This window comes from Kitasatospora sp. NBC_00039, from assembly GCF_045160625.1.
Classification (GTDB): Bacteria; Actinomycetota; Actinomycetes; order Streptomycetales; family Streptomycetaceae; genus Kitasatospora.
Genome location: NZ_CP108289.1, coordinates 4,747,266 through 4,773,998, shown reverse-complemented (window position 1 = coordinate 4,773,998; position 26,733 = coordinate 4,747,266). Strand labels below are relative to the sequence as shown.

At 72.6% G+C, this 26,733-nt stretch carries 22 protein-coding genes; 11 read left to right on the top strand and 11 right to left on the bottom strand.

Features of this window, described 5'->3' with window-relative positions:
• Positions 1 to 163: 163 nt before the first annotated feature.
• Positions 164 to 3,865 (top strand): PAS domain-containing protein, encoded by a 3,702-nt coding sequence (locus OG286_RS21085; RefSeq protein WP_405365669.1) that lies wholly within the window; start codon positions 164 to 166, stop codon positions 3,863 to 3,865.
• A gap of 80 nt (positions 3,866 to 3,945) precedes the next feature.
• Here the strand turns inward: OG286_RS21085 and OG286_RS21080 are convergent, their stop codons facing one another.
• From OG286_RS21080 to OG286_RS21070, 3 genes are all read right to left on the bottom strand, one after another.
• The gene (locus OG286_RS21080) at positions 3,946 to 5,607 is read right to left on the bottom strand and encodes a long-chain fatty acid--CoA ligase (protein ID WP_396324093.1); all 1,662 of its coding nucleotides are present in this window, start codon (positions 5,605 to 5,607) and stop codon (positions 3,946 to 3,948) included.
• 452 nt (positions 5,608 to 6,059) lie between these two features.
• A complete protein-coding gene (locus tag OG286_RS21075; RefSeq protein ID WP_405365668.1) occupies positions 6,060 to 7,370 on the bottom strand; it encodes a hypothetical protein in 1,311 nt (436 codons plus the stop codon).
• Between the two features lie 78 nt (positions 7,371 to 7,448).
• A complete protein-coding gene (locus OG286_RS21070; protein WP_396324095.1) occupies positions 7,449 to 8,327 on the bottom strand; it encodes a DUF1906 domain-containing protein in 879 nt (292 codons plus the stop codon).
• Positions 8,328 to 8,479: 152 nt separating this feature from the next.
• Here OG286_RS21070 and OG286_RS21065 point away from each other — a divergent pair, with 152 nt between their 5' ends.
• Entirely contained in the window at positions 8,480 to 9,550 is a 1,071-nt protein-coding gene (locus tag OG286_RS21065) for an EamA family transporter (RefSeq protein WP_405365667.1), read from the top strand.
• A gap of 107 nt (positions 9,551 to 9,657) precedes the next feature.
• Here the strand turns inward: OG286_RS21065 and OG286_RS21060 are convergent, their stop codons facing one another.
• The 6 genes from OG286_RS21060 to OG286_RS21035 all read right to left on the bottom strand — a co-directional run bounded on the left by OG286_RS21060 (position 9,658) and on the right by OG286_RS21035 (position 16,164).
• Positions 9,658 to 10,440: a pyridoxal 5'-phosphate synthase gene (locus OG286_RS21060; RefSeq protein ID WP_396324097.1), complete on the bottom strand. Its 783-nt coding sequence runs from the start codon at positions 10,438 to 10,440 to the stop codon at positions 9,658 to 9,660.
• A gap of 524 nt (positions 10,441 to 10,964) precedes the next feature.
• Positions 10,965 to 11,294 (bottom strand): hypothetical protein, encoded by a 330-nt coding sequence (locus tag OG286_RS21055; protein ID WP_405365666.1) that lies wholly within the window; start codon positions 11,292 to 11,294, stop codon positions 10,965 to 10,967.
• A gap of 493 nt (positions 11,295 to 11,787) precedes the next feature.
• Positions 11,788 to 13,152: an FAD-binding oxidoreductase gene (locus OG286_RS21050; protein ID WP_405360477.1), complete on the bottom strand. Its 1,365-nt coding sequence runs from the start codon at positions 13,150 to 13,152 to the stop codon at positions 11,788 to 11,790.
• Positions 13,149 to 13,739, bottom strand: a complete 591-nt coding sequence (locus OG286_RS21045) for a hypothetical protein (RefSeq protein WP_405365665.1) — start codon at positions 13,737 to 13,739, stop codon at positions 13,149 to 13,151. The genes OG286_RS21050 and OG286_RS21045 overlap by 4 nt, the downstream gene beginning before the upstream one ends.
• Positions 13,740 to 14,153: 414 nt before the next feature.
• A complete protein-coding gene (locus tag OG286_RS21040) occupies positions 14,154 to 14,984 on the bottom strand; it encodes a MerR family transcriptional regulator (protein ID WP_396324100.1) in 831 nt (276 codons plus the stop codon).
• Between the two features lie 82 nt (positions 14,985 to 15,066).
• Complete coding sequence (locus tag OG286_RS21035) at positions 15,067 to 16,164, bottom strand: peptidoglycan-binding protein (RefSeq protein WP_396324101.1); 1,098 nt, start codon at positions 16,162 to 16,164, stop codon at positions 15,067 to 15,069.
• 806 nt (positions 16,165 to 16,970) lie between these two features.
• On the opposite strand from OG286_RS21035, the gene OG286_RS21030 reads away from it, so the two are divergent.
• The gene (locus OG286_RS21030) at positions 16,971 to 19,070 is read left to right on the top strand and encodes a hypothetical protein (RefSeq protein WP_405360481.1); all 2,100 of its coding nucleotides are present in this window, start codon (positions 16,971 to 16,973) and stop codon (positions 19,068 to 19,070) included.
• A gap of 178 nt (positions 19,071 to 19,248) precedes the next feature.
• Here OG286_RS21030 and OG286_RS21025 read toward each other — a convergent pair whose 3' ends face one another.
• Positions 19,249 to 19,893: an HAD family hydrolase gene (locus tag OG286_RS21025; RefSeq protein WP_405360483.1), complete on the bottom strand. Its 645-nt coding sequence runs from the start codon at positions 19,891 to 19,893 to the stop codon at positions 19,249 to 19,251.
• A 38-nt stretch (positions 19,894 to 19,931) separates the two neighbouring features.
• Complete coding sequence (locus OG286_RS21020) at positions 19,932 to 20,780, bottom strand: GntR family transcriptional regulator (protein WP_405360485.1); 849 nt, start codon at positions 20,778 to 20,780, stop codon at positions 19,932 to 19,934.
• Between the two features lie 427 nt (positions 20,781 to 21,207).
• Between OG286_RS21020 and OG286_RS21015 the strand changes: the two genes are divergently transcribed.
• From OG286_RS21015 to OG286_RS20980, 8 genes are all read left to right on the top strand, one after another.
• Positions 21,208 to 21,486 (top strand): hypothetical protein, encoded by a 279-nt coding sequence (locus tag OG286_RS21015; protein ID WP_405360487.1) that lies wholly within the window; start codon positions 21,208 to 21,210, stop codon positions 21,484 to 21,486.
• A gap of 101 nt (positions 21,487 to 21,587) precedes the next feature.
• On the top strand, positions 21,588 to 23,090 hold the full coding sequence (locus OG286_RS21010) for a DUF2637 domain-containing protein (protein WP_405360489.1): 1,503 nt from the start codon (positions 21,588 to 21,590) through the stop codon (positions 23,088 to 23,090).
• Positions 23,091 to 23,107: 17 nt separating this feature from the next.
• Entirely contained in the window at positions 23,108 to 23,506 is a 399-nt protein-coding gene (locus OG286_RS21005) for a hypothetical protein (RefSeq protein WP_405360491.1), read from the top strand.
• On the top strand, positions 23,503 to 23,742 hold the full coding sequence (locus tag OG286_RS21000; RefSeq protein ID WP_405360493.1) for a hypothetical protein: 240 nt from the start codon (positions 23,503 to 23,505) through the stop codon (positions 23,740 to 23,742). The genes OG286_RS21005 and OG286_RS21000 overlap by 4 nt, the downstream gene beginning before the upstream one ends.
• Positions 23,742 to 23,912, top strand: coding sequence for a hypothetical protein (locus OG286_RS20995; RefSeq protein ID WP_405360495.1), 171 nt, complete (start codon positions 23,742 to 23,744; stop codon positions 23,910 to 23,912). Before OG286_RS21000 ends, OG286_RS20995 begins: the two co-directional genes overlap by 1 nt.
• Before the next feature lie 164 nt (positions 23,913 to 24,076).
• The gene (locus OG286_RS20990) at positions 24,077 to 25,165 is read left to right on the top strand and encodes a hypothetical protein (protein WP_405360497.1); all 1,089 of its coding nucleotides are present in this window, start codon (positions 24,077 to 24,079) and stop codon (positions 25,163 to 25,165) included.
• A 16-nt stretch (positions 25,166 to 25,181) separates the two neighbouring features.
• On the top strand, positions 25,182 to 25,589 hold the full coding sequence (locus tag OG286_RS20985) for a hypothetical protein (protein WP_405360499.1): 408 nt from the start codon (positions 25,182 to 25,184) through the stop codon (positions 25,587 to 25,589).
• 5 nt (positions 25,590 to 25,594) lie between these two features.
• Positions 25,595 to 26,491, top strand: a complete 897-nt coding sequence (locus OG286_RS20980) for a hypothetical protein (protein ID WP_405360501.1) — start codon at positions 25,595 to 25,597, stop codon at positions 26,489 to 26,491.
• Positions 26,492 to 26,733: the final 242 nt, after the last annotated feature.

Sequence of the window (26,733 nt, the reverse complement as noted above, 5' to 3'; positions counted from 1 at the left end):
GCCCGCGTGGCGGACCCGCTCCGTGTGCCAGTGATGATGCCACAACCCGGGGGCTCGGCACCAACCACCGACAACGTTACTAGGCGGGTCGTCCCCGTCGCAAAGAAGAATGAGATACTGCCGTCTCCGGAGGAGCTGCCCTGAGCCGAGGAGACCTGTCGACGTGAGCAGCAGGCCGATCCGAGGCGCTGCTCGCCTCGCCGCCATACTCGACGCCCTGCCCGACGCGTTGCTGCTGGTGAACAGCAACGGCACCGTCGTCGATGCCAACAACGCAGCCGTCCAGGCGCTCCAGGCGCCCGGCACCTCGCTGGTCGGCATGGGCGTCCTCGACCTCTTGCCGGAGTTCGACCCGAGCCGGATCCCCGGCTCGATGCGGCCGACCCCGCGCGAGGACGACGCCCTCGACCGCCCGGTGCGGATGACCGCCCGTCGCACGGACGGCACGACCTTCCCGGTCGAGGTCTCCGGCAACGACTTCGCCGACGACGGCGCCTCCGGCGAGGGCCGGGGCTACGCGCTCTCGCCGCTCGTCCCCTACGACCCGTACCGCGAGAGTTCCCGGCCCTCCGGCAGCGACCTGCTCCTGCTGCTGGTCCGCGACCTCTCCAGCCGGCTCGGCGTCGAGGCGGAGCTGCGGCGCCAGCACAAGCAGACCGAGATGATCCTGCGCGCAGCCGCCGAGGGCGTGCTCGGCGTTGACCTCGAAGGCCGCTGCGTGCTGGTCAACCCGGCCGCCGCGCACATCCTGGAGTACCGGGCGAGCGAGCTCGGCGGTCGCGAGCTGCACCCGCTGATCCAGCACTCCCGGGCCGACGGAACCCCGCTGGCGCTGGAGGAGTCCGCACTGCTGGACACCCTCACCTCCGGACGCAAGCACCGGGTGCGCGGCACCGTGCTCTGGCGCAAGGACGGCCGGCCGGTCACCGTCGACCTCACCACCGCCCCCGTCCGGGACGGCGACCAGCTGGTCGGCGCGGTGATGACCTTCACCGACCGCAGCCGCGAGCTGGCCCTCGTCGCCCGCAACGAGCACCTCACCGCCGTCCTGGAGAGCGAGCTGGGCGGCGCGCTGACGGCGCTGCATCGCCGGATCGACGCACTCGCCGCCGACCCGGCCGGCCAGCTCTGGCCCGAGGCCAACTGGACGCTGCGCCGGCTGGCCGACGAGTGCCGCCGGTTCGGCAAGCTGATCGACGGCGTGCTCGCCCACCAGCGCTCCGAGGCGGGCGAGGCCTCGGCCGGCTCCGGGCCGGGCGACGCCAGGGACGAGGGCAAGGAGGACGGCAAGGCCGGCCGGAAGGCCCCCGAGCGCGTCCCGGTCGCCCTGGACAAGGTGGTCCGGCAGGCCGTCGAGCACGCGGGCGAGCTGGTCGGCGCCGGCCGGGTGCGGTTCTCCGTGCACGCCGCCGCCGTCGAGGTGATCGCCGACGAGCAGCGGCTCGCCCAGGCGCTGGCCCACCTGGTCGCCGACGTCAGCGGGGTCGCGCTCTCGCTGGACGCTCCGCCCGCCCTCCCCTCCCCCGGTCTGGCCGCCCCCGGTCCGGGCATCGCCGCCGGGGCGACCCTGCCGCCCACCGGCGGCGACGCGCCGATGGTGGTGCTCGCCGCCGCCCAGCGCGGCGACGTCGCCCGGGTGGAGATCCGCGGCCCCGGCCGGGGTGGCAGCCCCGTCCACCTGCCGATCGCCCGCGCGGTGGTCGAGCGGCACGGCGGCGTGCTCCAGCCGCACGAACTGCCCGGCAAGGCCGGCACCACGTACGTCGTCGAGCTGCCGCTGGACCCGGTCGCGGCGAAGGCCGCCGCCGAGCGCGCGGGGGCCGAGGGGCGGTCGGACCGTCCCAAGGAGACCGACTCCGCCGTCCTGCCCGACCTGCCGGGCATCCCGCAGCTGCCCACCGCACACCACCCCGAGGACGACACCGACGCGGCGTCCGGCGGTGAGAGCCCGAAGCCGGTGACGGAGCAGCGGGCGGACGAGCAGCCCGCCGAGGAGCCGGTCGCCGAGCGGCGCGGACGCCGCGGCCGGCCGGCCGTCGAACCGCCGCCGGCTCCCCCCGCCGCGCCCCCCGCTCCGGCGGCTGACGCTCCCGCCGGGGCCGCCGACCAGTGGCCGCACGCCCCCGCGCGGGTCGAGCGGGCCGTCCCCGAGCAGTGGCACGGCACCGGCAACGACCCCGCGTACGGGCGGCAGGGCCTCGGCGGCCCGACCGCCCAGCCGACCGACCCGTGGGGCAAGGACGACGGCCGGTCCGGCACCGCGTACGCCGTGCCGGTCGACGGTCTCGACGGCGCCGACGGCCGCCCGGAGGACCACCGCGCCCAGGCCGGCACGGCCGGCCCGCGCGGCCCGCTCGCGCTCGGGCCCGCACCCGCGCCCACTGCCGAGGCCCCCGGCACACCGGCGGGCGGGACTCCCGTGGACGGCACCCCGGCCGCCGGCACCCCCGCCGACGGCACGCCGACCGGCGGCACCCCCGCCCGGGGAATCCAGGCCGACGGCACCCCCGCCGACGGCACGCCGGTCGGCCAGGACAGCGGCCGGGCCGACGGCGGGCAGGGCCCCAAGCCGTCCCGGCGACGCCGGGCGCTGCCGGCCAACGAGGACTCCTCAGGCGGGTTCGCCCTCCCCGGCGTCCCCGACCCCGCCACCGTCTACCCCGGCCTGGAGCACGCGCTGCCGGCCGGGCCCGCACCCGCGCTGCCCGAACCGGCCGCCGCCCCACCGACCGGCCGCCGCCGCCGACTGGCCGTCCCGCCCGGCCCCGGTGCCGAGGCCCAGGAGCCCTCCGCCTCCGACGCCGTCCCCACCGCGCCGGCCCCCGCCCGGCCGGCGCTGCCCGCCCCCGGGTCGGACGGTCCGGCCGCGGCCGGCCAGGCCGACGGCCCGCAGCCCGTCGGCACCGGGCTCGCCGAGCTGGCGCCGCCGCGTCCGCTCCAGGCTCCGGGTGCACCGGGCGGCCCGGCCGCCCTCGCCCCGGAGGCCCCCGCCCCGGCCCGGCCGGCCGGTGCGCCGCAACTGCCCGCCGTACCGGAGGCCCGGACCGCGCCGCGGCCGATGGCCGAGCTGCCCGCCGCTGGCCACGACGACCCCGCCGAGCACCCCGCGCTGCCCGCCCCCGGCGGGGACGGCGGCCCGCGCCGCCTGCTGGTCTGGCCCGAGCCCGACCCGGCCACCAAGCAGGCCCTCCAGGACCGCGGCTACCGCCCGGTGATCGTCCGCTCCCGCGAAGAGGTGGACGCCCAGGTCTCCGGCTTCCCCGCCGCGCTCTTCGTCGACCCGCTGACCGGCCCGATCACCCGGACCGCGCTGCAGTCGCTGCGCACCGCCGCGCTCAACAGCCGGGTCCCGGTGCTGGTCACCGCCGGCCTCGGCCAGGCCACCCGGGACGCCGCGTACGGCGCCGACCCGGCCGTGCTGCTGCGCGCGCTCGCCCCGCGCGACGGCGAGCACCACGCCCCGCGCGTCCTGCTGGTCGAGGGCGACCCGGACATCGCCGCCGCCATGATCAGCAGCCTGGAACGGCGCGGTATGCACGTCGAGCACGCGGTGGACGAGAACGACGCCGTCTCCCGGGCCAGCAGCGTGCAGCCGAACCTGGTGGTGATGGACCTCTTCCAGATCCGCCGCCGCCGGGTCGGCCTGCTCGACTGGCTGCGCGCCAACGACCGGCTGCACCGCACCCCGCTGGTCGTCTACACCTCGGTGGACCTCGACCCGCGCGAACTGCCCCGGCTGCGCACCGGCGAGACGGTGCTCTTCCTCGCCGAGCGCTCGACCAGCGCGGACGTGCAGTCGCGGATCGTCGACCTGCTCGGGCGGATCGGCGCCATGGGCGAGGCGGGCGTCCCGGCCGCCGGGTGACCTCGGACGGACACGGCTGAGGGCCGGTCACCCCGTGCGGGGTGACCGGCCCTCAGCCGTGGTCCCGGCCGGCCCGTCGGCTACTCCTTGCCGAGCACCGTGACGTCCAGCTCGTCCGCGGCGTAGTGGGCGCGGATCACCTTCTTGTCGAACTTGCCGACCGAGGTCTTCGGCACCGACTCGACGATCGCCCAGCGCTCCGGCAGCTGCCAGGAGGCGATCCGCCCGGCGAGAAAGGCGCGCAGCTCCTTCAGGCCGGCCGTGGCTCCCGGCCGCAGCACGACGGTGGCCAGCGGCCGCTCGCCCCACTTCTCGTCCGGCACGGCCACCACGGCCGCCTCGGCGACCTCCGGGTGGGCCATCAGCTGGTTCTCCAGGTCCACCGAGGAGATCCACTCGCCGCCGGACTTGATCACGTCCTTGGCCCGGTCGGTCAGGGTCAGGTAGCCGTCCGCGGTGATGGTGCCCACGTCACCGGTGCGCAGCCAGCCGTCCTCGGAGAACTTGTCCTCCGGGCGCTCCGGGTCGTGGCCGGCGCCGCCGTAGTACGCGCCGGCGATCCACGGCCCGCGCACCTCCAGCTCGCCCGCCGAGACGCCGTCGTGCGGCATCCGCTCGCCGGCCGGGCCCATCAGCCGGGCCTCGACCGAGGCCGGGAAGATGCCCTGGGTGACCCGGTACGGCCACTCCTCCTCGGGGGTGAGCCCGCCGGGCGGCTGGGCGAAGGAGCCGAGCGGCGAGGTCTCCGTCATCCCCCAGGCGTGCACGACCCGGATGCCGTGGCGCTCGTCGAACCCCTGCATCAGCGACGGCGGGCAGGCCGAGCCGCCGATGACCACCATCCGCAGGCTGGAGGTGTCGTAGTCGCCCGCGTCCAGCTCGTCCAGCAGGCCGCTCCAGATCGTCGGCACGGCGGCGCTGACGGTGGGCCTCACCCGGGCGATCATCTCGGCCATCGGCTTCGGCTGAAGGAACCGGTCGGGCATCAGCAGGCCGGCGCCGGACATGAAGGCGGCGTGCGGGATGCCCCAGGCGTTCACGTGGAACATCGGGACGACCGGCAGCGCGATGTCACGCGGGGTGAAGGCGAAGTTGTCGCCGGTGTTGACCTGGAGACAGTGCAGGTAGACCGAACGGTGGCTGTAGAGCACGCCCTTCGGGTCGCCGGTGGTGCCGGAGGTGTAGCAGAGCACGGCGGCCTGGCGCTCGTCGATGTCGGTCAGCCAGGGGTACTCGGCCGGCCGGCCGGCGAGCAGCTCCTCGTAGTCGTGCACGGTACCCGCGAAGCCGGCCAGCACGGACCGGTCGCCGGGGCCGCTGACCACGATGTGCCTGAGCGTCGGGCCGAGCTCCGGGAGGACGGCGGCCAGCAGGGGCAGCACGGTGCCGTTGACGATGATCACGCGGTCGGCGGCGTGGTTGATGATGAACGACAGCTGGTGCGCCGGGAGCCGCAGGTTCAGCGTGTGCAGCACCGCGCCCATCGACGGCACCGCGAGGTACGCCTCCAGGTGCTCGGCGTTGTTCCACATCAAGGTCGCGACCCGGTCGTCCCCGGTCACCCCGAGCTCGTCCCGCAGCGCGCACGCCAGCTGTGCGGCCCGCGCCCCGACCTCGGCGTACGTCCGGACCACCGGCCCGGTGCCGTCCCAGGTGGTGACCGTCGACCGCCCGTGGATGGTGGCCCCGTGGGTGAGGATCCGGGCGACGGTGAGCGGTACGTCCTGCATCGTGCTGAACACGGGTCCTCCTTGACCGGGCGGCACTGCGGCTGCGACCGCGCCGCCACTACTCGTCGGTAACGCGGGCGGTCGAGCCCGATTGTGCCTCTCCACCCACCCGATGTCAGCATTCCGACCCCGTTGCACGGGTCACGGATTCACCGCGGATGCCGCACTCCGCGCCCGCCGGGACGCCCGGACGCACCCGGCTGCGGCACCCGGGGTGGCCGGGGCGGGCGATACTGATGGGCATGAGTGGCAGAGATGGGGATCCTCGGGCCGACCGGGGGGCGGGCGGGTTCCGGGTGCCCTGCCCGTGCTGTTCCGGCGGGGTGCGGATGCGGGCGCGGCTGGGGGTGCGGGCGGACCGGTCGGGGACGGGGCACATCTCGGAGACCTGCCAGGACTGCGGGGGCCTCGGCTGGCTGACGCTCGCTCTGAAGGAGTAGGGGACACCGCCGGGTGACGCCGGGTCAGCCCTGCTCCGGGCGGTGGAGGCGGACGCAGTGCTCGGGCTCCGGCGTGTAGGCCGGGTCGAGGACGTAGCCCTGTTCGGCGGCGATGCGCAGGACCGCCTGAGCCCCGGCGCCGCGGTAGGTGGCGAGATTGATCCGGATGCGCCGCGGAAGGCCCGAGCCCGGGGAGTCGGGGCGTCGGCGGGTCCCGCGGGCCAGGACGCGGCGGATGTGGCGGTCCCAGGCGGCGGCACTGCCTGACAGCTCGGCCCAGAAGGCGCACGGGCCGACCGCCCAGCGGGCACCCCAGCGGTCCCAGTGGTCCGGCTCCGGGTGGTTCACCCAGAAGGCCAGCAGGCTGAGCACCCCGTAGACGGGGACGTAGACGATCTGCAGGACGAACATGAACGGCAGCAGGAGGGCGAACCGGCCCGGACGCGGCCCCCACGGCGTGCCGGGGGCGGCCGGCGGGTCCTGCGGGCCCGGAGCGGGCACCCGGGGCGGGGCGGGGAAGACGCGGCGGATCCAGACGCTGCCCGCGCCGGCGCCGACGGATCCGCGCTCCCAGCCGTACCGCTCGGCGAGCCGCACAACGCCGGCCGCGCCGAGGCCCCGGTAGAGGCGGACCGAGAACTTGACGTGCATCACGCGGGTGAGGTCGTCGCCGACCTCACCGCCGCCGGCGGCGTGCGTCGCCTCGGCCGCGCGGATCCGCCGTTCGAGGATCGGCGTGAGGTACCGCTCCCAGACCTCCGGCCGGCCGGTGAGCTCCGCCTTGAGGCGGCGCGGCGGGATGAAGGTGCGGTTGACCTTCAGCCAGGAGTCGGAGCCGGACGGGCCGCTCGCACCGCTCCAGAGCAGGGCCACGAACAGGGCCGCCAGGGCGGCGATCCAGAGCGGCGCGTAGATCCACTGGAGGGTGAACTGGAGCAGCACGCCGACCCGGCTGCGGCGCGGCCCCGGGCCGAGGTGGCCGGTGCCCAGGGGTGCGGCGGGCGGCGCAGCGGGCGCGGGCGCGGGCGCGGGCGCGGGCGCGGGCGCGGGCGCGGGCGCGGGCGCGGGCGCGGGCGCGGGCGCGGGCGTCGGCTGCTGGTACGGGGTGCCCTGCGGGTACGGGCCGGGCTGGGGGCCGGGCTGCGCGTACGGGTTCGGCTGCGCGTACGGGTTCGGCTGCGGCGCGCCCTGCCCGTACGGACTGCCCTGCCCGTACGGGCTCGCCCCGCCCTGCGTGTACGGGCCGGGCTGCTGACCCCCCTGCGCGTACGGGTTCGGCTGCGGCGCGGCGCCGTGCCCGCCCGCGCCGCCGTAGTACCCCTGGCCTTCCGACACGCTCGTCCCCCTCCGCGTGATCGAGCTCTGCCCGCCCGAGTCGACGGGACACCCTATCCGCTCACGGGTGCCGGACCGTCAGCCCGCCAGCGGGGCGTCGACCTGATTGCGGTCGATGGTGAGCGTGGCACCGCCGTACGTCTCCTCGACGTTGCCGTGGTACTGGTGGACGCGTTGGCGGTCGGCCCACAGGTCGGGGGTGAGGGCGCCGCCGCCGGCCGTGTCCGCCTGGTCGTTCCAGCGGGCGTACCAGAGGGTGTCGGGCAGCGGGGAGCTGCCGGCGCGGGCGGCGGCGGCGAGGTCGGCGATGCCGGAGTCGAGGCTGGAGTAGAAGCCGGACCGGTAGCCGGCGTTGTGCAGGCCCTGGGTCCAGCCGAGGACGAAGTCGACGACGGCCTGACCGCAGGCCGGGTCGCGCATGGGGTAGGCCTCGATGTCGAGGAAGACCGGGCTGCCCTTGCCCAGGCCGACGGCCTTGAGGCCGCGGACCGCGTCCGCCGCCTCGTCACGGCCCTGCTGGGCGGCCCGGGCCGGGTCGATGCGGCTCGGCTTGCCCTTGAGTTCGCTGCACGGCGCCTGGAGGCCGACGTGGACGGGGAGGAACCGCCAGCCCATCGCCCGCGCCTGGCGGACCCAGTCGGCGGTGAGCCTCGGCTGGGCGCAGCCGCGCTGGGCGCCGCTGGTGTAGATGCCGATCGCACCGTACGGCGAGGCGCCGCGCCAGGCACGGAGGGCGTCGAGCGGCGGCGCGGTGCAGGCGTCGAAGGCGGCGCCGCTGTAGAGGTCGCGGACGCGGACGTCGGGGGGACCGGCCCGGTCCGGGAGGACCGAGGCCCGGATGCGGGGCACGGCGGCGGCCACCGGGGCGGTCGCCTCGGCGCTCACGTCCGTCCCGTCGGTGGCCAGCAGGAGGACGAGGGAGGCGGCGGCCACGGCCGCCGGGCGGAGATAGCGCACCCGGCCTTGATACTGACGGACCATCGGACGAATCCGGCAGCCGCGCCGCGCACGCCGGAGAACCCCACCCTTTCGGTCCTACCCGTCCGCATCCGTCCCGATTTTTGTAACGAGCTTGCCCCCACCTGACTCCTTACGGCAAACTCGCCAGCATGCCCACGCCCAACCCCAGCGAAACCGTCGCCGAGGCCCTTGCCATGCCGCCCGCCCCCAAGGGCGAGCCGGCCGGCGAGCGGGGCGGCCGGCGACGAGGCGGGGCGCCCGGCACCGGGACGCCACCGGACGCGGTCCCCGGCCGGCCCGCCGGCCGGCGGTTCCCGAAGTTCCTGCGGCGCCCGATGGGGGACCCCCCGGCCGAAGGCTGGGGGAGGATCCCGGCGCCGCTCTTCTGTCTGGTCGCGATGTTCCTGGTCCAGCTCGGCATCGCGCTCTCCAAGCCGCTGTTCGGCCCCCTCGGGGTCAGCGGCACGACCTTCCTCCGGCTGAGCTTCGCGGCGGTGATCCTGCTCGCCGTCACCCGGCCCCGGCTGCGCGGTCGCCGTCCGCGCGACCTGGCCGCCGCCGGCCTGCTCGGCATGGCCTCCGCCGGGATGACGCTGCTGTTCGCCGGGGCGATCGACCGGCTGCCGATGGGCACCGCCGCGACCATCGAGTTCCTCGGGCCGCTCGCGGTGGCGCTCGTCTTCGCGCGCCGGGCCAGCCACCTGGTCTGGGCACTGCTGGCGGCCGGCGGCGTGGCGCTGCTGACGCTGCTCGGCGAGGGCGGCGGCGGATCCTCGCTGGACCCGGTCGGCCTCATGTACGCCTTCGGGGCCGCCGCCTGCTACGCCGCATACATCCTGTTCACGGACAAGGTCGGCGCCGCCTTCCAGGGCTTCCAGGGGCTCGCCGTCTCGATGACGGTGGGCGCCCTGACGCTGGCGCCGTTCGGGCTCGGCCAGGCCTGGGACGGGCTGACCGCGCCCGGCGCCTCACCGCTGACGCTGCTGCTCGCGGTGGCCGGGGTGTCGCTGCTGCTGCCGGTGATCCCGTACGCGCTGGAGATGACGGCGCTGCGACGGATGCCGCAGCGGGTGTTCAGCGTGATGGTCAGCCTGGAGCCGGCGGTCAGCGCGCTGGTCGGGCTGGTGGTGCTGGGCCAGCTGCTGGGTGCGGCGCAGCTGGCCGGGATCGGCTGCGTGGTGGCCGCCAGTGTCGGGGCCACGCTGACCGGTCGGCGCTGAGCCGCGCCCGGTGGGCGCGCGGGGCGCCGGGTGCGCCGTGCCCGGCGAGGTACGCCGGGCTTGCGGCGCACGGCGGGCGGGCCGGTGGCCTGCGGCGCACGGACCGGCTACGGCCAGAGCAGCGTCCGCGACCACTCCGGGGTGCGGACCGGTCCGGTCCGGGTGTAGCGCAGCCGGACGTGGCGGCGGTCCGCGTCGCCCTGCCAGAACTCCACCTCGTGCGCCCAGAGCGTGTAGACGGCGTGCCCGGCGGCCACCGCGTCCGGGGTGGCCTCCAGGCGGCGGCGGGCGACCGCGACCGCCTCGTCGTACTCGGCGAGGGAGGCCAGCGGCTCGCTCTGCCGGCCGACCAGCGCGCCGACCCGGGCGGCCGGGGAGCGGGTGGCGAACTCGGCGCCGGCGACCTGGTCGGCGGCCCGCTCGACGGTGCCCCGGACCCGGACCTGCCGGCCCAGCGGCGGCCAGTACAGCGTGAGCGCGGCGGCCGGATGATCCGCGAGCTGGCGGCCCTTCGGGCTGTCGGCGGCGGCCGAGAAGACCCAGCCGGTGCCGGCCGCGTCCACGTCGCGCAGCACCAGCACCCGGGCGTCCGGCAGGCCGTCGGCGTCGACCGTGGAGAGGGTGGCGACCTGCGGGTCCAGCACACCGGCCGCGAGGGCGGTGGCGAGCCAGTCGACGAAGAGCGGGCCGGGCTCGGCCGGGGCCGCCTCGGCGTCGAAGGACGGCAGTGGGCGGGCCATCGGCGGGCGGCCGAGCAGCAGCTCGGGTACGGACCTGGGCTCGGGCCTGGTCTCGGGCCTCGGCGCCGGCCACGACTCGGGCCCCGACTCCGGTCCCGGTGCGGGCATGGCCTCGCCCGGACCGGTCAGGCCCTCCTCCTCCGCTGCCATCGCGCCCTTCCTTCCGGTTGCCGCGGTCGCAGCCCCTCGCCGGACGGGCCTCGGGGGCCCGGGCACGGGGTGCGCTGTCGGAGCGCAACCGTACCGCCGAGGAGTGACGGCTCCGCGCGCGCCCTGGCTCGACGAGGGTCCGCGGGCGGCCGGATCGGCGGCCGATGACGCGGTCGCCCACGCGGTCGGGGCGGCGGCCGGATCGGCGGGCGTGCACGCGTTCGCGTCGGCGCCCGCGCCTGCCCGGGGCCGGCGGCCCCGTTCCCGGGCCAGATGTCCCCGGCCCGGGCGGGCTGCCCCCGGCCGGCACCGATGCGTGCCGGAAGGACCCGCGCCCGGACGCACTCGTGGGCGGCGCCGTCGATCGGCACCGCCCACGACGCCGGTTGGCGGTGACCCTTTCCGCTGCCCCGGTCGTTCCCTGCGATTTTCGCGTCGTGTCGCTTCGAGCCCCACCGCGAGTGCTCAGCTCACCCGCGGCCGACCACCCCCGGCGCCCCCGCCGGCGGTGGTACCCGTTCCGGTCAGTGGAAGACCGGGGCGAAGACGAGGTTGACGTTCTTGTTGGACTGGCTGGCCAGGATGACGCCCGAGTTGTCCTTCACCGTGAGGGTGTTGGCCTGGTTCGAGGCTCCGGAGCCGGTGGCCGTCTGCTGGGTGGAGACGTAGTTGCCGTCGACCGAGCCGAAGACGTTGCCCGTGCCGACGTTCGACACCACGCCACTGTTGGAGCCGTCGTTGGCCGCCGCGCCGTTGTCGGCGGCGGCGGAACCGGCGCCCGCGAGCAGCAGACCGGCCGCGAGCGGAGCGGCCAACAGAAGTCCGGCCAGTCGGCGATTGCGGATGCGAGCCATGAGTTGCCTCCAAGAAAAACTGTCAATCAGGTATTCGTGCATTGGTGCGGGAGTTCGTCGGCCAGACGAACACCTGCCGGCTGCGACGCCGAGGGAAAGACTTCCGCAACAAATCGACAAAGCACCACCTCGCACCGGAAGTTTCGCCCGTTAGCGTGATATCAAGGGCGGCGAGGAATAACGGACGGCCCGACGGAAAGCGCTCCGACGCACCGCCATCGACCTGGGACTTTGCCCGATGAATGGCAGGCGCCGGAGCCCTCGGGAACAGCGCACGGGGAGCACACGGAGAACCCAAGCGCGCCACCCTGGCGCAGGGATTCGCCAGTCACACCCCCTCAAGGTGGCGCGACCGACCCATGTCGATATTTCCAGCCATCCTGCGACTATTCCAACAATCCTATTTAGCCGACGGCGACAGCCTTCGACCAGCGGCAGTTTCCGACGGGAAAAGCGGTCCGCCCGGGGTCGGCAGAGCTCGAAAAGCCGACCATCAGACCGCCTTCCCGGGATTGAGGATGCCCAACGGGTCGAAGACCGCCTTCACCTGCCGCTGCAGCTCCACCGCCACCGGCCCCAGCTCGCGCGCCAGCCACTCCCGCTTCAGCAGCCCGACCCCGTGCTCCCCGGTGATCGTGCCGCCCAACTCCAGCCCCAGCGCCATGATCTCGTCGAACGACCGCTGCGCCCGGGCCGTCTCCTCCGGATCGGCGGCGTCGAAGATGACGATCGGGTGCGTGTTGCCGTCCCCCGCGTGGCTCACCACCCCGATGGTCAGCTCGTACCGTTCGGCGATTCCGGCCACGCCGTTCAGCATCTCGGCCAGCCGGGAGCGCGGCACCGCCACGTCGTCGATCATCGTGGTACCCAGCCGGTCCAGCGCCGGCAGCGCCAACCGCCTGGCCTCCAGCAGCATGTCCGACTCGGTCTGGTCCTCGGCCGGCACCACCTCCGTCGCACCCGCCGCCCGGCAGATCTCCCCCACCACCGCCAGCTCGGCCGCCGGGTCCGTCCCGTCGAAGGCCACCAGCAGCAGCGCCTGCGTCGACTCCGGCAGCCCCATCTGCCCCAGCTCGTTGACCGCCCGCACGGCCACCGAGTCCATGAGCTCCATCAGCGACGGCGCGAGGCCGCGGGCCATCACCTCACAGACCGCGGCGCCCGCCGCGTCCGCGCTCGGGAACTCCGCCGCCAGCGCCAACTGCGGTGCGGGCGCGGGCCGCAGGGACAGCACCGCCCGCACCACCACCCCCAGGGTGCCCTCCGAACCGACCAGCAGCCGGGTCAGGTCGTAGCCGGCGACGCCCTTGGCCGTCCGCCGCCCGGTGGAGAGCAGCCGCCCGTCCGCCAGTACCACGTCCAGCCCGAGCACGTATTCGCTGGTGACGCCGTACTTGACGCAGCAGAGCCCGCCCGCGCCGGTGCCGATGTTGCCGCCGATCGTGCAGGACTCCCAGCTGGAGGGGTCCGGCGGGTAGGCGAGCCCCAACTCTCCTGCTGCCCGAGAGAGTTCCGCGTTCACCACACCCGGCTCGACCACCGCGATCCGGTTCACCGGGTCGATCTCCAGGATGCGGTTCATCCTGACCATCGACAGCACGATGCAGCCGTCGACGGCGTTGGCCGCGCCGGAGAGCCCAGTCCGGGCGCCCTGCGGCACCACCGGGACGCGCAGCTCGGTGGCGGTCCGCAGGACGTGCTGCACCTGCTCGACCGTCTCCGGGAAGACCACCACAGCTGGGGTTCCGGCCTCGCAGAACCCGGCCATGTCGTGGCTGTAGGCGGCCATCACATCCGGGTCCACCGCCAGTGCGCCGGTCGGGAGCCCCTGGGCCAGCCGGTCCGTCAGATCACTCATCGCCGCCTCCGATCACCACCCGGCGCACGCCGTCCGGCGATACGCCGCTCTGCCACGCGCGCCGCCCGACGCCGTACGCCGCTCGGCGGCCGCAGGTGCCCGGACGCGGGCCACGCGGTCGCACGCCGCCCGACGCCCCTGTCCGCACTCTGCCCGGCGGCCGGACGAGCGGCAAGTACGCCGCTCCGGCGCGACCCCCGGCCTGGCCCCGCCCACCCATGACCGAGAGCAGCCCCCAGGGAGCCGTTCAGGGAGCTGCGCGGCGCGCCACGCAGCGGCATGCGTCTGACCCGGCGCAGTGCGGCCGACGTCAGCGCGGCGAACCCGGCCGCACCGGCCGCGAGCGCGCAGAGCACCATCGGCGGGCGCGCCCCGGCCACGTCGGCGAGGACGCCGAGCAGGCCCGTCGACAGGACCAGCGCGGCGCTCTGCACCAGCGTCAGCAGGGCCTGCACCCGGGAGAGATGGCCGGCCGGGGCGCTCCCCAGGACCAGCGGTCCGAGGCGGCAGGCGAAGAGACCCGATCCGGCCCCGGCCACCACGCCGCCCGCGACCGCCGCCGGCACACCGGGTGACCAGGCCAGCACCGCGATCCCCGCCGAGGCCGTGCAGAGCCCGGCCGGTCCGCCACCGCGCCGCCCAGCAGCACCAGGGCGGTGCGCGGCAGCGTGATCGCGGTCAGCACCAGGCCCGCCGCGCCCCCGCCGTGGACGGACGCGGCCCAGCCCAGCGCGAAGTGGAGCGCGGCATCGCCCAGCAGGCCGGTGGGCACCGGCCAGCCAGAGCAGGTACGGGCCTGGGAGCGCGGTCCGCCGTACCGGTGCGGCGTCGGCGCCGGCGGGCGCGGCTCCGGCGAGTGCGGTGCCGGCGGGCGGGGTGCCGGCAGGCGTGGGTGTCGTCGTGCTCCCGGTGGCCGTGTTGTCCGTGGTCGTCGCCATACCCGCCGACCGTAGGACCCTCGACCGGGTCGAGGGCAAGCCACCTCCACCGGCCCCGCTGTACTACACCCGGGCCACCGGCTCCTGGAGCTCCGTCACCCAGTCCGCCGGGGCGTCCGGGCACTCCAGGTACACCTCCCGGGCGTACCCCGCCGAACGGTAGCCGTTCTCGTCGACGAAGCGGGCCAGCGTCTGGAAGGCACCCACCGTGTCGTCCATCGACCCGCGGTGCACGATGGTCGCCGCCTCCTCGATCTCCGGCAGGTCGACCACCGCGAAGCCGTACTCCCCCTCCACGGCCAGGGACGCCGAAACAGGGACCGCGACCCGGATCAACACCGCGCCGTCCCCGTCCGGCACGTCCTCGTACCGGGCGACCGACGGGCCGGCCTCCGCCACCCCGGCCTCCGCCAGCCGGCGGCAGAGCTCGGCGAACAGCGGGCCGATCACCGGCCCGATCTCCTCCGGCTCGTAACTCGCCGCGACGCCCGTCAGCTCCGCCACCCGGACCGACGGCACCCGCTTCACCACCACGTCGTGCGCAGACATCGTTCCCTCGCTCTCGATCGTCCGGAGCCTCGCCTCGACCCGGGCCAGCCGCCGGGCGTCCGCCGCCATCGCCGCGGCGAGTTCGGCCCGCCGCAGCCGCAGCATCCCGCGCAGCTCGGCCGCGTCCACCCGGTCGTCCAGGACGGCCAGCACCTGGTGGAGCGTGAAGCCGAGGTCCTTGAGCGCGATGACGCGGTTGAGCCGGGCGAGTTGGGCGGCCTCGTAGAAGCGGTAGCCGCTGGCCGGGTCGACACGCGCCGGGCGCAGCAGCCCGATCGCGTCGTAGTGGCGCAGCATGCGGACCGACACCCGGCCGTGCTTGGCGAAGTCTCCGATGTTGAACATGATTCCTCCAGTGCAGGCCCTCACACCGTGTCATGGTCAAGCACCCGGTCCGTCCTCCCGGCCGCCGGCCCTCCGCCGCCCCTCAGTCGGTCACGTCGAACCCCCGCCGCTGCCCCAACTCCCGCAGGCTGCGCTGCCCCGGGATGCCGTTCGCGTCCGAGCCCGCGTAACCGAGGCTGCGCTGGAAGGCCGCGTACGCCTGCACCGTCCTGGTGCCGAGCGAGCCGTCGACCCAACGCTGCTCCAGGAACCCCTCGTCGGCCAGCGCCTGTTCGACGATCCGGACCTCGCCGCCGTAGGACTGGTGCCCCTGCTCGGCACCGGGGTCGGTCCGCGCCGCCGTGACGATGTGGGCCAGCGAGACCCGGTTCGGCGAGGGCAGTCGGCCGAGCAGCCGGCGCAGCGAGTCCTCGCCCGGCACGCCGTCCGCGGCGGATCCCGAGTAGCCCAGACTGCGCTGGTAGTCCTGGTAGTTGAGGGTGTCGGCGTCCCGCCAGTCCTCGTCAGGCCCGGCCGTGTAGTGCGAGCCGTGCCCCGACGCCACCAGCGCCTCCCCCACCTCCCGGACCTGCGGGCCGTGGGCGCCGTAGCCGTACTCCAGGCCGTTGATGGTCACCCGGTACCGGGCCGGCGGCGGCAGCGGTGTGCCCGCGCCGCCCGCACCCGCGGCGATACCGGGCAGCACCGCGTCCCTGAACTGCTGCACCCGCGCATCGCCGGGGCAGGCGGTACCGCCGTCCGACCAGTCCGGGAAGAGCCGGTGGTACCCGAAGCCCGGGTCGTCCGCGCTGCGGCAGACCCGTACGGGGATCCCGTGCTCCCTGTGCAGCCAGACCCCGAGCGCGATCAGCGCCGCGACCTGCGCGTCCGTCCACGGATCGGTGTGCCGGTCGTTGCTGGCCGACTCGACACTCACCGCCCCCGTCCCGTCCGCCCGCCGGTTGGCCCGCATGTTGGCGTCCGCCCGGGTCTGCGTGCCGATGAACTGGCCCACGCACCCGTCGTAGCCGACCCCGAAGTGCGACTCCAGATTGGTCGAGTCCCGCCAGTACTCGTACATGCGCCGCGGCGTCCACGGCGCCGCGATGCTGTGGAAGATCACCTGCGTCGGCACGATCGCCGGCTGCTCGTCCGACTCGGGCTGAAGCTCCATCTTCTCAGCGCCGGGGTACCAGGCCATTCGTCTCTCCTCGCCGGGCCCAGGGCGGTCCGCCCCTTACCTCCGACTAACGAGACCTCCGCCCCCACAAGAGGACACCCCTCCCCAAACCCCCCGTTCAGGTGAAACCGGACTCCCCTCACGACCCCGGAAACGCAGAAGGCGGGTGCCGACGCGATGTCGGCACCCGCCTTGAGCAGGTGGTTCTCCTACCGGCGGAGAGCGTGGGATTCGAACCCACGGTGACGGGTCACGCCACGACAGTTTTCAAGGGCACCCGGCCAGACCGACTAGTCCCCTCTCCGTACCTGCGAGACCGTCACTGCCTGCTCGTCAACTCCGAAGGTTCGTTCCACGCATGTTCCACGACTCAGGCGGGGCAGAGCTCATCCCTCTGAGCTGGGATATCGACGCCTGCGGGCCTACCACTCATCGCCACGCGAGCACCTGCGGTTCCCTGGATCCCCCTGGGTTCCGTGGGTTCCCCGTCCAACCTGGCACAGCCGTGGCACGCCGAGGACGGTTGCTGGGCACCCGATCCCCAGAGGAGCCGACCAATGTGCTGCCATGCGGTGTCGTAGCTCGAAGGACTTAACGAAACGATGTAGTCCAGCTGACGCCAGTTCACTCAAGCCCTAGACTGATCCCAGGTGTGACTCGCAATAGTCGACTGTGATTCACGGGTGCGTACCAAGGGAGGCGCAGCTAAAGTGTCACCACTTGTTGCCCCGCGTTTTACTAAGCGCTTTCGCCGCTTGTGTCAGGTTGCTGCAATATCCGGAACAGGTCGAAGCCAGCAAGTGGTAGATGGCCTACTCCCCGTTGCCATGGTTTATGGCAACGGGCAGTGGCAGGATCCCGAAGACTGGATAAGCGCCATTGAGTCACTATTTGGCCTATCCCTGTCGGAAGCCGACATTTTGGCCGCGCGAGACCGGGCTATCCGCACAAATATTCTCGCCTACAATACCTACCGCGGTCAGTACGTGCTCACAACTGAGGCACAGAAAGCCACAATAGACCAGATCCAGGCGGGCGAGGATCTGGAGCGCAGAGCGCAGGCTTCCTGGCTGGCCGAGGTAGAAAACCTGCTTCCCGAGCAATCGAGCGATGCCCTCTGGTCCTGCCTTCTGGCCTACGCAGGAAGGGCATTTCTTAGCCACGGGATTGACGCAGTGAAGCTCCTCGACCCATCCGCAACTGACTTTTCTGACCTTTCAGGTGATGATTCACCAGAGTCTCTCCTCAAAGAGGCAGTATCCGAGTCGGGGCTACCTGATGGCATCTTTCCCGAGATATCGCAAGCAGTTGCAGTATTTTTCGACGGGCGCAACATCGATCGCGTAGAATACGTTTCAGAGCTCGTCAATAGCACATTCAACTTCTTGGCACTCGGCCTCGACGACGAAACTCGCGGAAGCCTTATCGAGAATGTCCCCGAGCTGACTATTTTCGTGGATACCAATGTAATTTACAGCATTATCGGAGCCCACGCGAATCCCCATGATGCCATTTCTGCAGATCTATTCGATCTGCTACGAGAAGGCGGATTTCCGTTCAAAGTGTTTTACCACGAAAAGACCCTGGGCGAACTCGATAAGACGATGTCTGCCATCGGGGACCGGCTACGACAGTTGCACTACACGCCTGCACTCAGCCGTGCGCGCCTCAGCTTCCCCCGCGCAATGTCTAGCATCGAGATAAGATACCATCAGCTCAATAGTGAAATCGCCACTTCAGTGGATATCTTCCTCGGGCGCTATTCAAACCTTCCCGTACTCCTTGCACAGCACGGCCTCACCATCTTTCGCGAGTCAGAAATGTCACAAGAGGAGAGCCGCAGGCGCGCCGAACTGGTAGAGGAATACAAGGCCTACATGGCCGAGAAGTATCACAAGGAAAAGGCATACGCGACCTTGGACCATGACGTCGCTATTTGGCTGGCGGCAGCCAACCGACAGAAGCCGAGAGGGAAGGGCCCGCTGTTTTCTGGGGCTCTCATAGTTAGCGCGGACAATATATTCCGCAGATTTGATCGCGACGTCCTCTCGCCAGTCTACGGATCGGGTACGTGGATCGTTACGCGACCTGACACTCTCTCGCGGGCGCTTCGCCTCTTCCTAGCATCGAACCGACAATCCGATGGTGCGTTCGCCCAAATCTTCGCCATGCCCGAGTTTCGTGGCATCGGGCAAGGTCGTAACGAGATCGTTAGCAGAGTTGCCGCCTATCTTGCAACCTATGCAGGCCTCCCCGAGGAGACTGCGACAAAGCTCCTGACAAACGACTTGCTCATGTCGCGCATGAAAGATGCTGACAGAAGAGACGGCTCTTTTGAACGTCTCATCCAAGAAGAGCTTGTGCGGGAAAACGAGTCGCTCTTGGAGGAGCGGGAATCCGCCCTAGCCCATGTGCGGCGAGTAACCAGTGATGTCCAGAAGGAGATGGCGAGCATATCCGGGGAGCTCGGCGCACTGGGAGAACCAGACCTCGTTGATCGGATCGAGAAGCTTGAGAAGCTCATCAGCCGGAGCTTCCCAGTAAATATAGGAAAGGTTGTCATGACGAACGACTACTCGGGCGGATATTTTGACAATAATCAGAGCCAGGTAGGAGCCCAAGGGCCCAACGCGAAAGCCCAAGATTTCACCCAACAGGCAGATCAGCGTCAACTGGCAGCAGATCTGCCGACATTGGCGCTTGAGCTTGAAAGGCTGAAGCAGCAGCTTGTTCTAGAAGCGACGAGCTCATCCGACTATCAGGCCGTAGCTGAAATTCAAGCCGCGAGGGAGGCCGCAGATGAGGGGGACGAGGGCGGAGCGGGCCAGCACCTTGCGAGGGCTGGCCGGTGGGCTCTCGACGTAGCGACCCGGATCGGGACGTCGGTGGCAGAAGCCGCACTTATGCAAGCTCTCGGTGCTGGATGACAAAGTCGGATGCGCATTGCGGATCCGGAGGTCGGCCGAGCAGTGTTGAGATGACCACGAAGCGTACTAGGCGCGAGACGTCTTACGGTAACCGCTCGCCGCAGGCCCGGCAGATACCGGGCCTGCGGCGAGCGGGGCGCGCGTTTTGATGAGGGTTCGAATCGGGTAACAGTCACGCTCAGAGCAGGGCCGTCGCGATGGCCTGCATTGAGGTCACGATGACCACAGCGCCAGCGGCAGCCAGCCGCACATCCTTCCCCGGCTTATTGGCGTACCCGATGGTGGCGACCCCTGCGGCGTCACCGGCCTCGACATCCCTCTCTGCGTCACCGATGAAGATGCACTCTTCCGGCTTATGGCCAGTGGACTTCATGGCCTCCAGGAGAAGCCTCGGGTTCGGCTTCATGGACGAAGGATCACCGGGCGTCCGGCCGTACACACCGGCTACGTAGCCACTGAGTCCGTGATCGGCAAGATAAATCTCGATCGCGGCGCCCGCGTTATTGCTAACCACCGAGACAGAGCGACCGGACCGAGAACACGCACGCAGAACCGATTCACCTCCTGGAGTCGGCCGGCCGACGCATACCGCCTCGGTCTCCAGCTTTGCGAGTGCGCCATCCGTATCTTCGACAAGATCCGGCCGAGCATCAGCAATCAGCCGGAGCAGGGCAAGCGGGTCTGCCTCGGCCTCCACCTCAGGCGGGACCTCCTCACCAGAAGCAAGCAGGCCCGCTCGAAGACGTCGGGCGACCTCCGGCGCCGGCAGCCCTGCGAACACTGAGCAGACCGGGCCGTCGAAGTCGAGCAGGACGTGCTTCACGGGGCGAAGCACGTCAGCGAGCGAGGAGGAAGCCGCGGTCACGACTGACGCTCGTACGCGATCGTCGCCCAGACGCTGTCAAACCACATCTGGGCCTGCTGGACGTACTGCGAGCCCAGCGACGCATCGTCAGGGCCGGCAGCGTGGTGGAACAGGGTGGTGTCCTTGCCGGTCACGTCGTAGAAGGTGTGCGCCGCGCTGTCGATCGAAATGGTGCGCTCACGCAGGGGGTAGAAGCCGAAGAACGCCTCCGACCGGTTCAGGATGTAGAGCTTGAACAGGCTGGATGCCCGGTGGACCTTCACCTCGACGCTGGCCGACTGGACCAGGCCGAGCTCCGCCAACATCTCCACCGAGTGCGCGATGCCGCCGGCGTTGGTGAGCGCGATGTTCCGGGCGCGCTCGCGGAGTGCTTCCTCGTCCTTGAGACCGTCGACCAGCACGGGGACGGCCATCGGTTCCGTGGTGTCCGGCAGCAGTAGGCGCACGGTGATGGACTCCGGGGTGAGCCGGCCTGAGCGGACCTTGTCGAGCGGCTCCTGGAGCGCGTTGTGGAGCGTCTCACTGGAGAAGCCGGCGAAGTCGAGCGTCACCTGCTTCTGCTCGAACGCCGCCTCCAGGTGCGGCCGCAGCCCGACCGGGCGGGACGTGCGCTCCCGGACGAAGGACCCGCTCCCCTGGCGCGTCACGATCAGGCCTTCAGTACGGAGCAGGTCGAGGGCCTTGTCGACCGTCCCCCGCGCCACGCCGAAGAACTTGGCCAGCTCGGGGCCTGACGGAAGTTTGTCGGCGGTCTCGTAGCCGGGCTTCTTGGTGAGGATCGCGGCCCGCAGATAGCTGCCGACCTGCTGATACGGGGGACGCGAGTCGTCCGGGTCTAGGGCCATGCGCCAATGCTAGGGCAGCCACCCAACACAGGCGAGAAACCCAACTCTCTTGACCTGCCTAAGCAGGTTCTCTATGTTGTGAGTGTCGCACCGAGTGAGACAGGCGTGACACAGAGGGGCCTTCTTTGGGCTGCTCTGACCTGCACGAATGCGCCCGTAGATGGCCGGCCTTCCGCCGCGCCCAGGGCGAAGGGGCCCGGGACAGATCGGGCCGAGGCATCCCGGCGCCTTGTCAGATCGGAGACCTAGATCAAAAGGCCGCGCCCGCCTACCAGGGCGCAGACCTGCTGGCCGTCCCGGGCAACCGGGGCGGCCAGTGCTGTTGATCGCACGTTGGCCTGGCCTGTGAGAACGGGGCCGCCGCGCCTTCCTTGGCCGGAGCGCGGCGGCCCCTCACGGGCCCACACCCCAGAGAAGAGGTAAGCCCATGAAGCTGATTATCGCGGGCCAGACGGCCGCGGACGAGGACGAGTTCGCCGAGTTGGCGCTCGGCGTGGACGAGCAGCTGTTCGCCGGTGTCGCCGGCGAGGACGAGATCGAGCGCGCGGCCCGGCTGGACGCGGCGCACTCGATGCTGACGGACCTGCGCCGGGAGGACCCGGAACTGGCCGCCTACGCCGAGCGCCTCTTGCGGTCGGCGCCGGTGCCGTTGCGGCGCCCTGCGGTCATCCGCCGTACGGCGAGCGTCGAGCGGATGGCCGCGTGACCACCATGACCGCGCCGGCACACGTTTCAGCGCCGCCCACTGCGGCTTCAACCGCACGGCCCGCCGCTTCGAGCGCGTCGGTGACGGCGCCGGGCGCGCTGATGCTGAGCCTGACGATCCTGGCCGCCGTCGGCGGTTCCGTGCTAGCCGGGATCGGCTTCTCCGGCTCGTACTCCGCGCTTCGGGACCTCGGTTTCAGGCACGGCCTCGGCAACTTCAGCTATGCGTTCCCGGTCGGTGTGGACGCCGGGATCGTGGCCCTGCTGGCGATGGATCTGCACCTGATCCGCAAGGGCACCCCGTGGCCGATGCTCCGTCTGCTGGCCCACGGTTTCACCGCCGCGACGATCTACTTCAACGCCGCGAGCGCGGGCCCGCTGCTGGTCGATCCGACCGGCACGGCGATGCACGCGGTCATCCCGATCATGTTCGTGGCGGTGGTGGAGGCGGGGCGGCGCCTGGTCATCCGGATCACCCGGATCGAGGCCGGCGACGGCCGCGACGGGGTGCCGCTGCACCGCTGGCTCCTCGCCCCCTGGCGAGCGTTCACGATGTACCGGCGGATGCGCCTCAACGGCATCCCTTCCTACTCCCGGGCGGTCTCCCTGGAGCAGGACCTGCTCGTCTACGAGGTCATGCTGAAGCGCGAGTACGGCGACGACCTGTCCGACGTGGCGCCCGACCTGCTGCTTCCTCTCACCATGGCCCGGTTCGGCCTCGGCGTGGACGAGGCCCTGGCCCTGCCCATGGAGGCCGAGGAACAGGCCCGGCTGCGGGCCGAACGGCTGCAGGCATTCGAGGCCGAGGTGAACTCCCGCGCCGAGGCTCGCGCCGCCGAGGCCCGCATCACCCGACTGCGGACCGAAGGCCGGGTCCAGGCCGCCGGGTACGAGGTCGGCGCCGAAACGGCGACGGCCAAGGCCCACGCCCACGCCCGCACCGTCGCCGCCGGCCGGGAGGCCGAGGCCGCCGAACGCCTCGACCAGGCCGAGGCCGTCATGGCCGCCGCCACGGCCGAGCAGGAGGCCGCCGAGGCCCGCCAACGCGCCGCCGAAACCGACCGGACCGCCGCTGAAACGGAGCAGGCCGCCGCTGAAACCCGCCGCCGCGCCGCCGAAACAGACCGCGAGGCGGCGGCCGTCGAGCGGACCCGCGCCGAGGACGACGAGGCGGCCGAGCAGGTCCGGCTGCGCAGGGCCGAAACGGCCAAGGCTGCGGCTGAAGCCGAGGAGGCCGCCGCCGAAGCGCGCCGCCGCGGCGCTGAAGCCGACCGCGACGCCGCCAACGCCAAGCGCGTCCAGGCCGCCGACGAGCAGGCCGCCGAGGCCGCCCGCCAGGGTGCCGCAGAAGCGCGCGAGCGCACCGCTGAAGCGGAACTGCACGCGGTCGAAGCGGAGGACGCGGCGAAGCTGACCCCCGCCGCCCGCGCCACCCGCAAGGTCGCCCGCATGATCCTCGCCGACGGCGCCGGCAACCCCGAGAGCGTCACGCTCCAGACCATCGCCGAGGCCCTGGACGTCTCCCTCGCCACCGCCTCTCAGCGCCGCTCCGAGGCCGCCGAGCTGATCGCCTCCGGCTACCACCCCGCCGCCTCGACCCGCTGACCAGCACAGGAGTCACCATGCAGACCGCATCCGACCTGCTCAACGCCGCCGGGGCGCTGATGGCCGCGCTCAGCGCCCACGCCGACCTGCCCGTTCCCAAGGTCACCAGCGAACAGGTCGTGTCCGCCGAACGCGACGCCTCCGGCGACCTGGTCCTCGTCTGGGGCCTGGGCTTCGGCTTCCACCGCGACACCGCGCTGAGCGACTTCGAGCAGTGGCGCCAGGCCCTCGTGGTCGACCCCGCCACTGTCGACCACGGCAGCACCGGTCCCCACGCCTGGCTGAGCGCCGCCACCACCTACGCCGGCGTCCCGCTGACCCTGACCGGCTACTACAGCCTCGCCCTCGGCAATCACGTCCGCGACCCGCACGTCGACCCCGGCATGCCGGTCGGCGAGGACGGCGGTGCGAAGTGAGCAAGCCGATTACTTCCCTGCCGCTGGTCGGCATCGTCCGCCGCGACGGCATCGCCTACCGCGTCGCCGACCCCGTACCGCTGGACGTGGTCAGCGGCCTGATCCGCGAGCCGTGGTGCTCGCGCCTGGTCGTCACCGACGCCAGGAGCGGCGGCGCCTGCCCCGGCGAGTTCACCGCGATGTGCGTGGTCGACGGCGAGCCGTTCGTCCTCGTCGGCCGCATCAGGCAGCGCTGATGTTCGACCGCGACCCGAAGCCGCCCGAGTCCGGCCAGCAGCGGCGCGCGAAGGCCGTCCGCGAGGCGGACCGCGCCGGGCAGCGCCAGATCGACTCCCGCCGCACCAGCCGGTCCACCACCGCCTGGCACCGCGCCAAGTCCCCCCGCGCCTGGTGGCGCTCCTCCTGACCCACTCCCCGATGCGCGCCCCGCACCCCCTCTGTGTGCGGGGCGCGCATCCTCTCTGACCTGGGAGTTTCCATGGGCTACCTGCTGAGCCTGTTCCTCGTGCTCCTCGACGCCGCGATCGCCGGCATCGCCGTCCGCGAGCTGATCCGCCGGGGGTCGAACCGATGACCACCCCGCACAACGGCGACTGGGACGACGACCTGGCCGACGTCCTGCAGAGGCTCGTCACCCTCGCCCCTCCTGCCTCCACCCCGTCGGCCCCTCCCGTTCCGCCGATGCCGTCGGCGCCGCCGACGGTCCCGCCCCAGACCCCGCCCGCCGCGGCCGGCACCGGGCCGGTGGTCGACGAGTGGTGGCGCAAGTCCGGCCCCGTCGTGCACACGCCCGTCCCGCTCGACGGCGACCAGCCCGCCCGGCCGTCCTTCGAGGCCGCCGCGCAGGCGTTCTGGGCGCCGGTCGGCCGGATCCTGTCCGAGCAGGTCCCCACCATCGCCTCGCAGGTCGGGCAGCAGGTCAACCTGCTCCTGACCGAGACCGAGGCCCAGCGCGCGGCCCGCGAACAGGTCCAGTACGAGACCCTGATCGCCCAGCAGCGCGCCGAGCGCGACGCCGCATTCACCGCCGCCGGCGAGAGCGCCGAGCAGCGGGCCGAGCGCCACCGCGTCGAGCAGCTGCTCGCGCCCGGCCACCGCCGCGACGACCTCGTCGGCATGGTCGACCTGCTGGCCGAGCGGATCGGCGAGACCCCCGAGGAGCGGGCGACCCGCCGTCAGGCCGAACACGAGCTGGACCGGCAGCGGGCCCGTGCCCGGGAGGACGCCGAGCGCGCGGCCGCCGGGGAGACCCCCGAGCAGCGCACCCGCCGCCACCGCGAGCAGCGGCTCGTCGACCAGCGCGAGGCCCGCACCCGGGCCCGCCGCCAGCGCCGCCGCGCCGCCCGCACCGCCGGTCCGTCCGACCGCACCCGACGCTTCCGCCGCTGGTGCGTGCTCACCGCGATCAGCGCGACCGGCGGCTACGCGACCGGCCTGGTGTCGCTGATCGCCCCCGGTGGGCCCTTCGTCGGCCTGCTGGTCGCCGCCTTCGGCTGGGCCCTGGACCTTCAGGTCCGCGACCGGGGCCGCCAGCGCGTCTCCGAGGTCCGCGGCCCCTGGCCGCTGGTGACCCTCGTCGCCCTGCGCGTCCCGGTCGCCTCCGGCCTGGCCGTGGCCGCCGGCATCGACCGCCTCTTCGCCGCCCTCCCCCTCCACTGATCGAAGGAGACGCACCATGAGCAGCCTCATCGCACTCGGCACGGGCGGCGCCGCCACCGTCACCACCATGTACCTCTATGTCGGCGTGCGCGGCAAGAACAAGATCAGCGTCGCGGACGAGCACGTCCCCTACTGGGCGTTCGGGATCGGTCTGCTGTCGGCCAACGCGGGCACCGCGTTCCAGCAGCTGGCGGGCATCGGCCAGCAGCTGAGCAGCTCTTTCCAGGGCAACGCCGCCCTGGGGGAGTGGCAGACCGGCGCCACCGCGGCCGTCCTGACGATCGCCGTGTTCGGGCTCAAGCCGAAGCCGTGGAAGGACGCGCTGTGCGGCGCCGTCGCCCCGTCCCTGTTCGCCGCCGCCGGCGGACTCTGGGCCCTCCCGGCCAGCATCCTCAGCGGCCTGATCACCTCGTTCATCGGCTGACCGCCATGGCCGAGAAGATCTTCCCCACCGACACGGTCGTCGCCACCATCCTGTACCCGTTCACCGGCCTGGCCGCCGGGACGCCCGTCCTCGTCCGGAAGCTGATGGCCCCCCAGCGCGAGCGGCGCGCCGAGGCCGCCGCGCTCAAGGGCAAGCAGGACGGGATCGCCGCCCTGGCGGCCGAGGCCGCCGAGGCCACGTTCGCGAGGAGGCTCGCGGCCGAGCCCGACGCGGCCAAGCGCGCCGCGATGTTCCAGGCCCAGGAGGCTGCGGAGGTCACAGCCCGCCAGCTGGAGCTGGAGCGTGCCAAGGCCGACCGCAAGGCCAAGCGCAGCAAGCTCGGCGACGCCGCCGGCGCGGCGGCCCTGCTGCTGATCGTCGGCGGACCGCTGGTCTGGTCCCTCGTCGGCCCCTGGGTCCGGCCCGGGGTCGGCCTGTTCATAGGGGGGTGGTGGATCGCCGCGCTCATCCACGCCCCCTCCCCCGTAAAGGCCCCCGAGGCCACCGGGGAGGACGTGGACGAGGACTTCGACGACCCGGCCGCCGACGCCGACCAGGAGCAGCCCGAGCTGCCCTCCACCACCCTCTCCCCCGACCAACTGGTGACCGCCGTCGAGCGCATGGTCGCGATCCGCGCACTGAGCGACGGCGGCGCCGGAAAGGTCCACCTCTCCGAGGTCCTAGCCAGCCTCCAGCGGCACGGCCTCTACCCGGGCCTCGACCCGAGGGACTTCGGGGCCGTCGCGAGGGCCGCCGGCCTGCCCGTCGAGAAGGGCCTCCGGGTGAAGGGCAAGGGGGTCTCCGTCGGCCTCACCGCGGCCGCCCTGAGGAACCACCTCGGGCACACCCCCCGGCTGCCGCCCGAGGCGGTCGCCGACCACACCCCCGCCGCCGCTGTCTGACCACCCCACCACCGGCCCGCCCCGGGCCACCGGACGGGGGCTCTCGCGGACCTCTCCGCATCCCTTCCTCGCCCCTCTCCCCCGGCCCGCCCCAGACCCCCTCCCGCCCGACAACACCCGCCTCCTGACCTGTGACAACAACACGGCAACACCCCCGACAACACGCCGACTACACCCCCCGGCAACACCTCCCGGCAGGCCGCCGCTCCGGGCACCAGCCGGACGCCCTGCTCTGCCCTCCC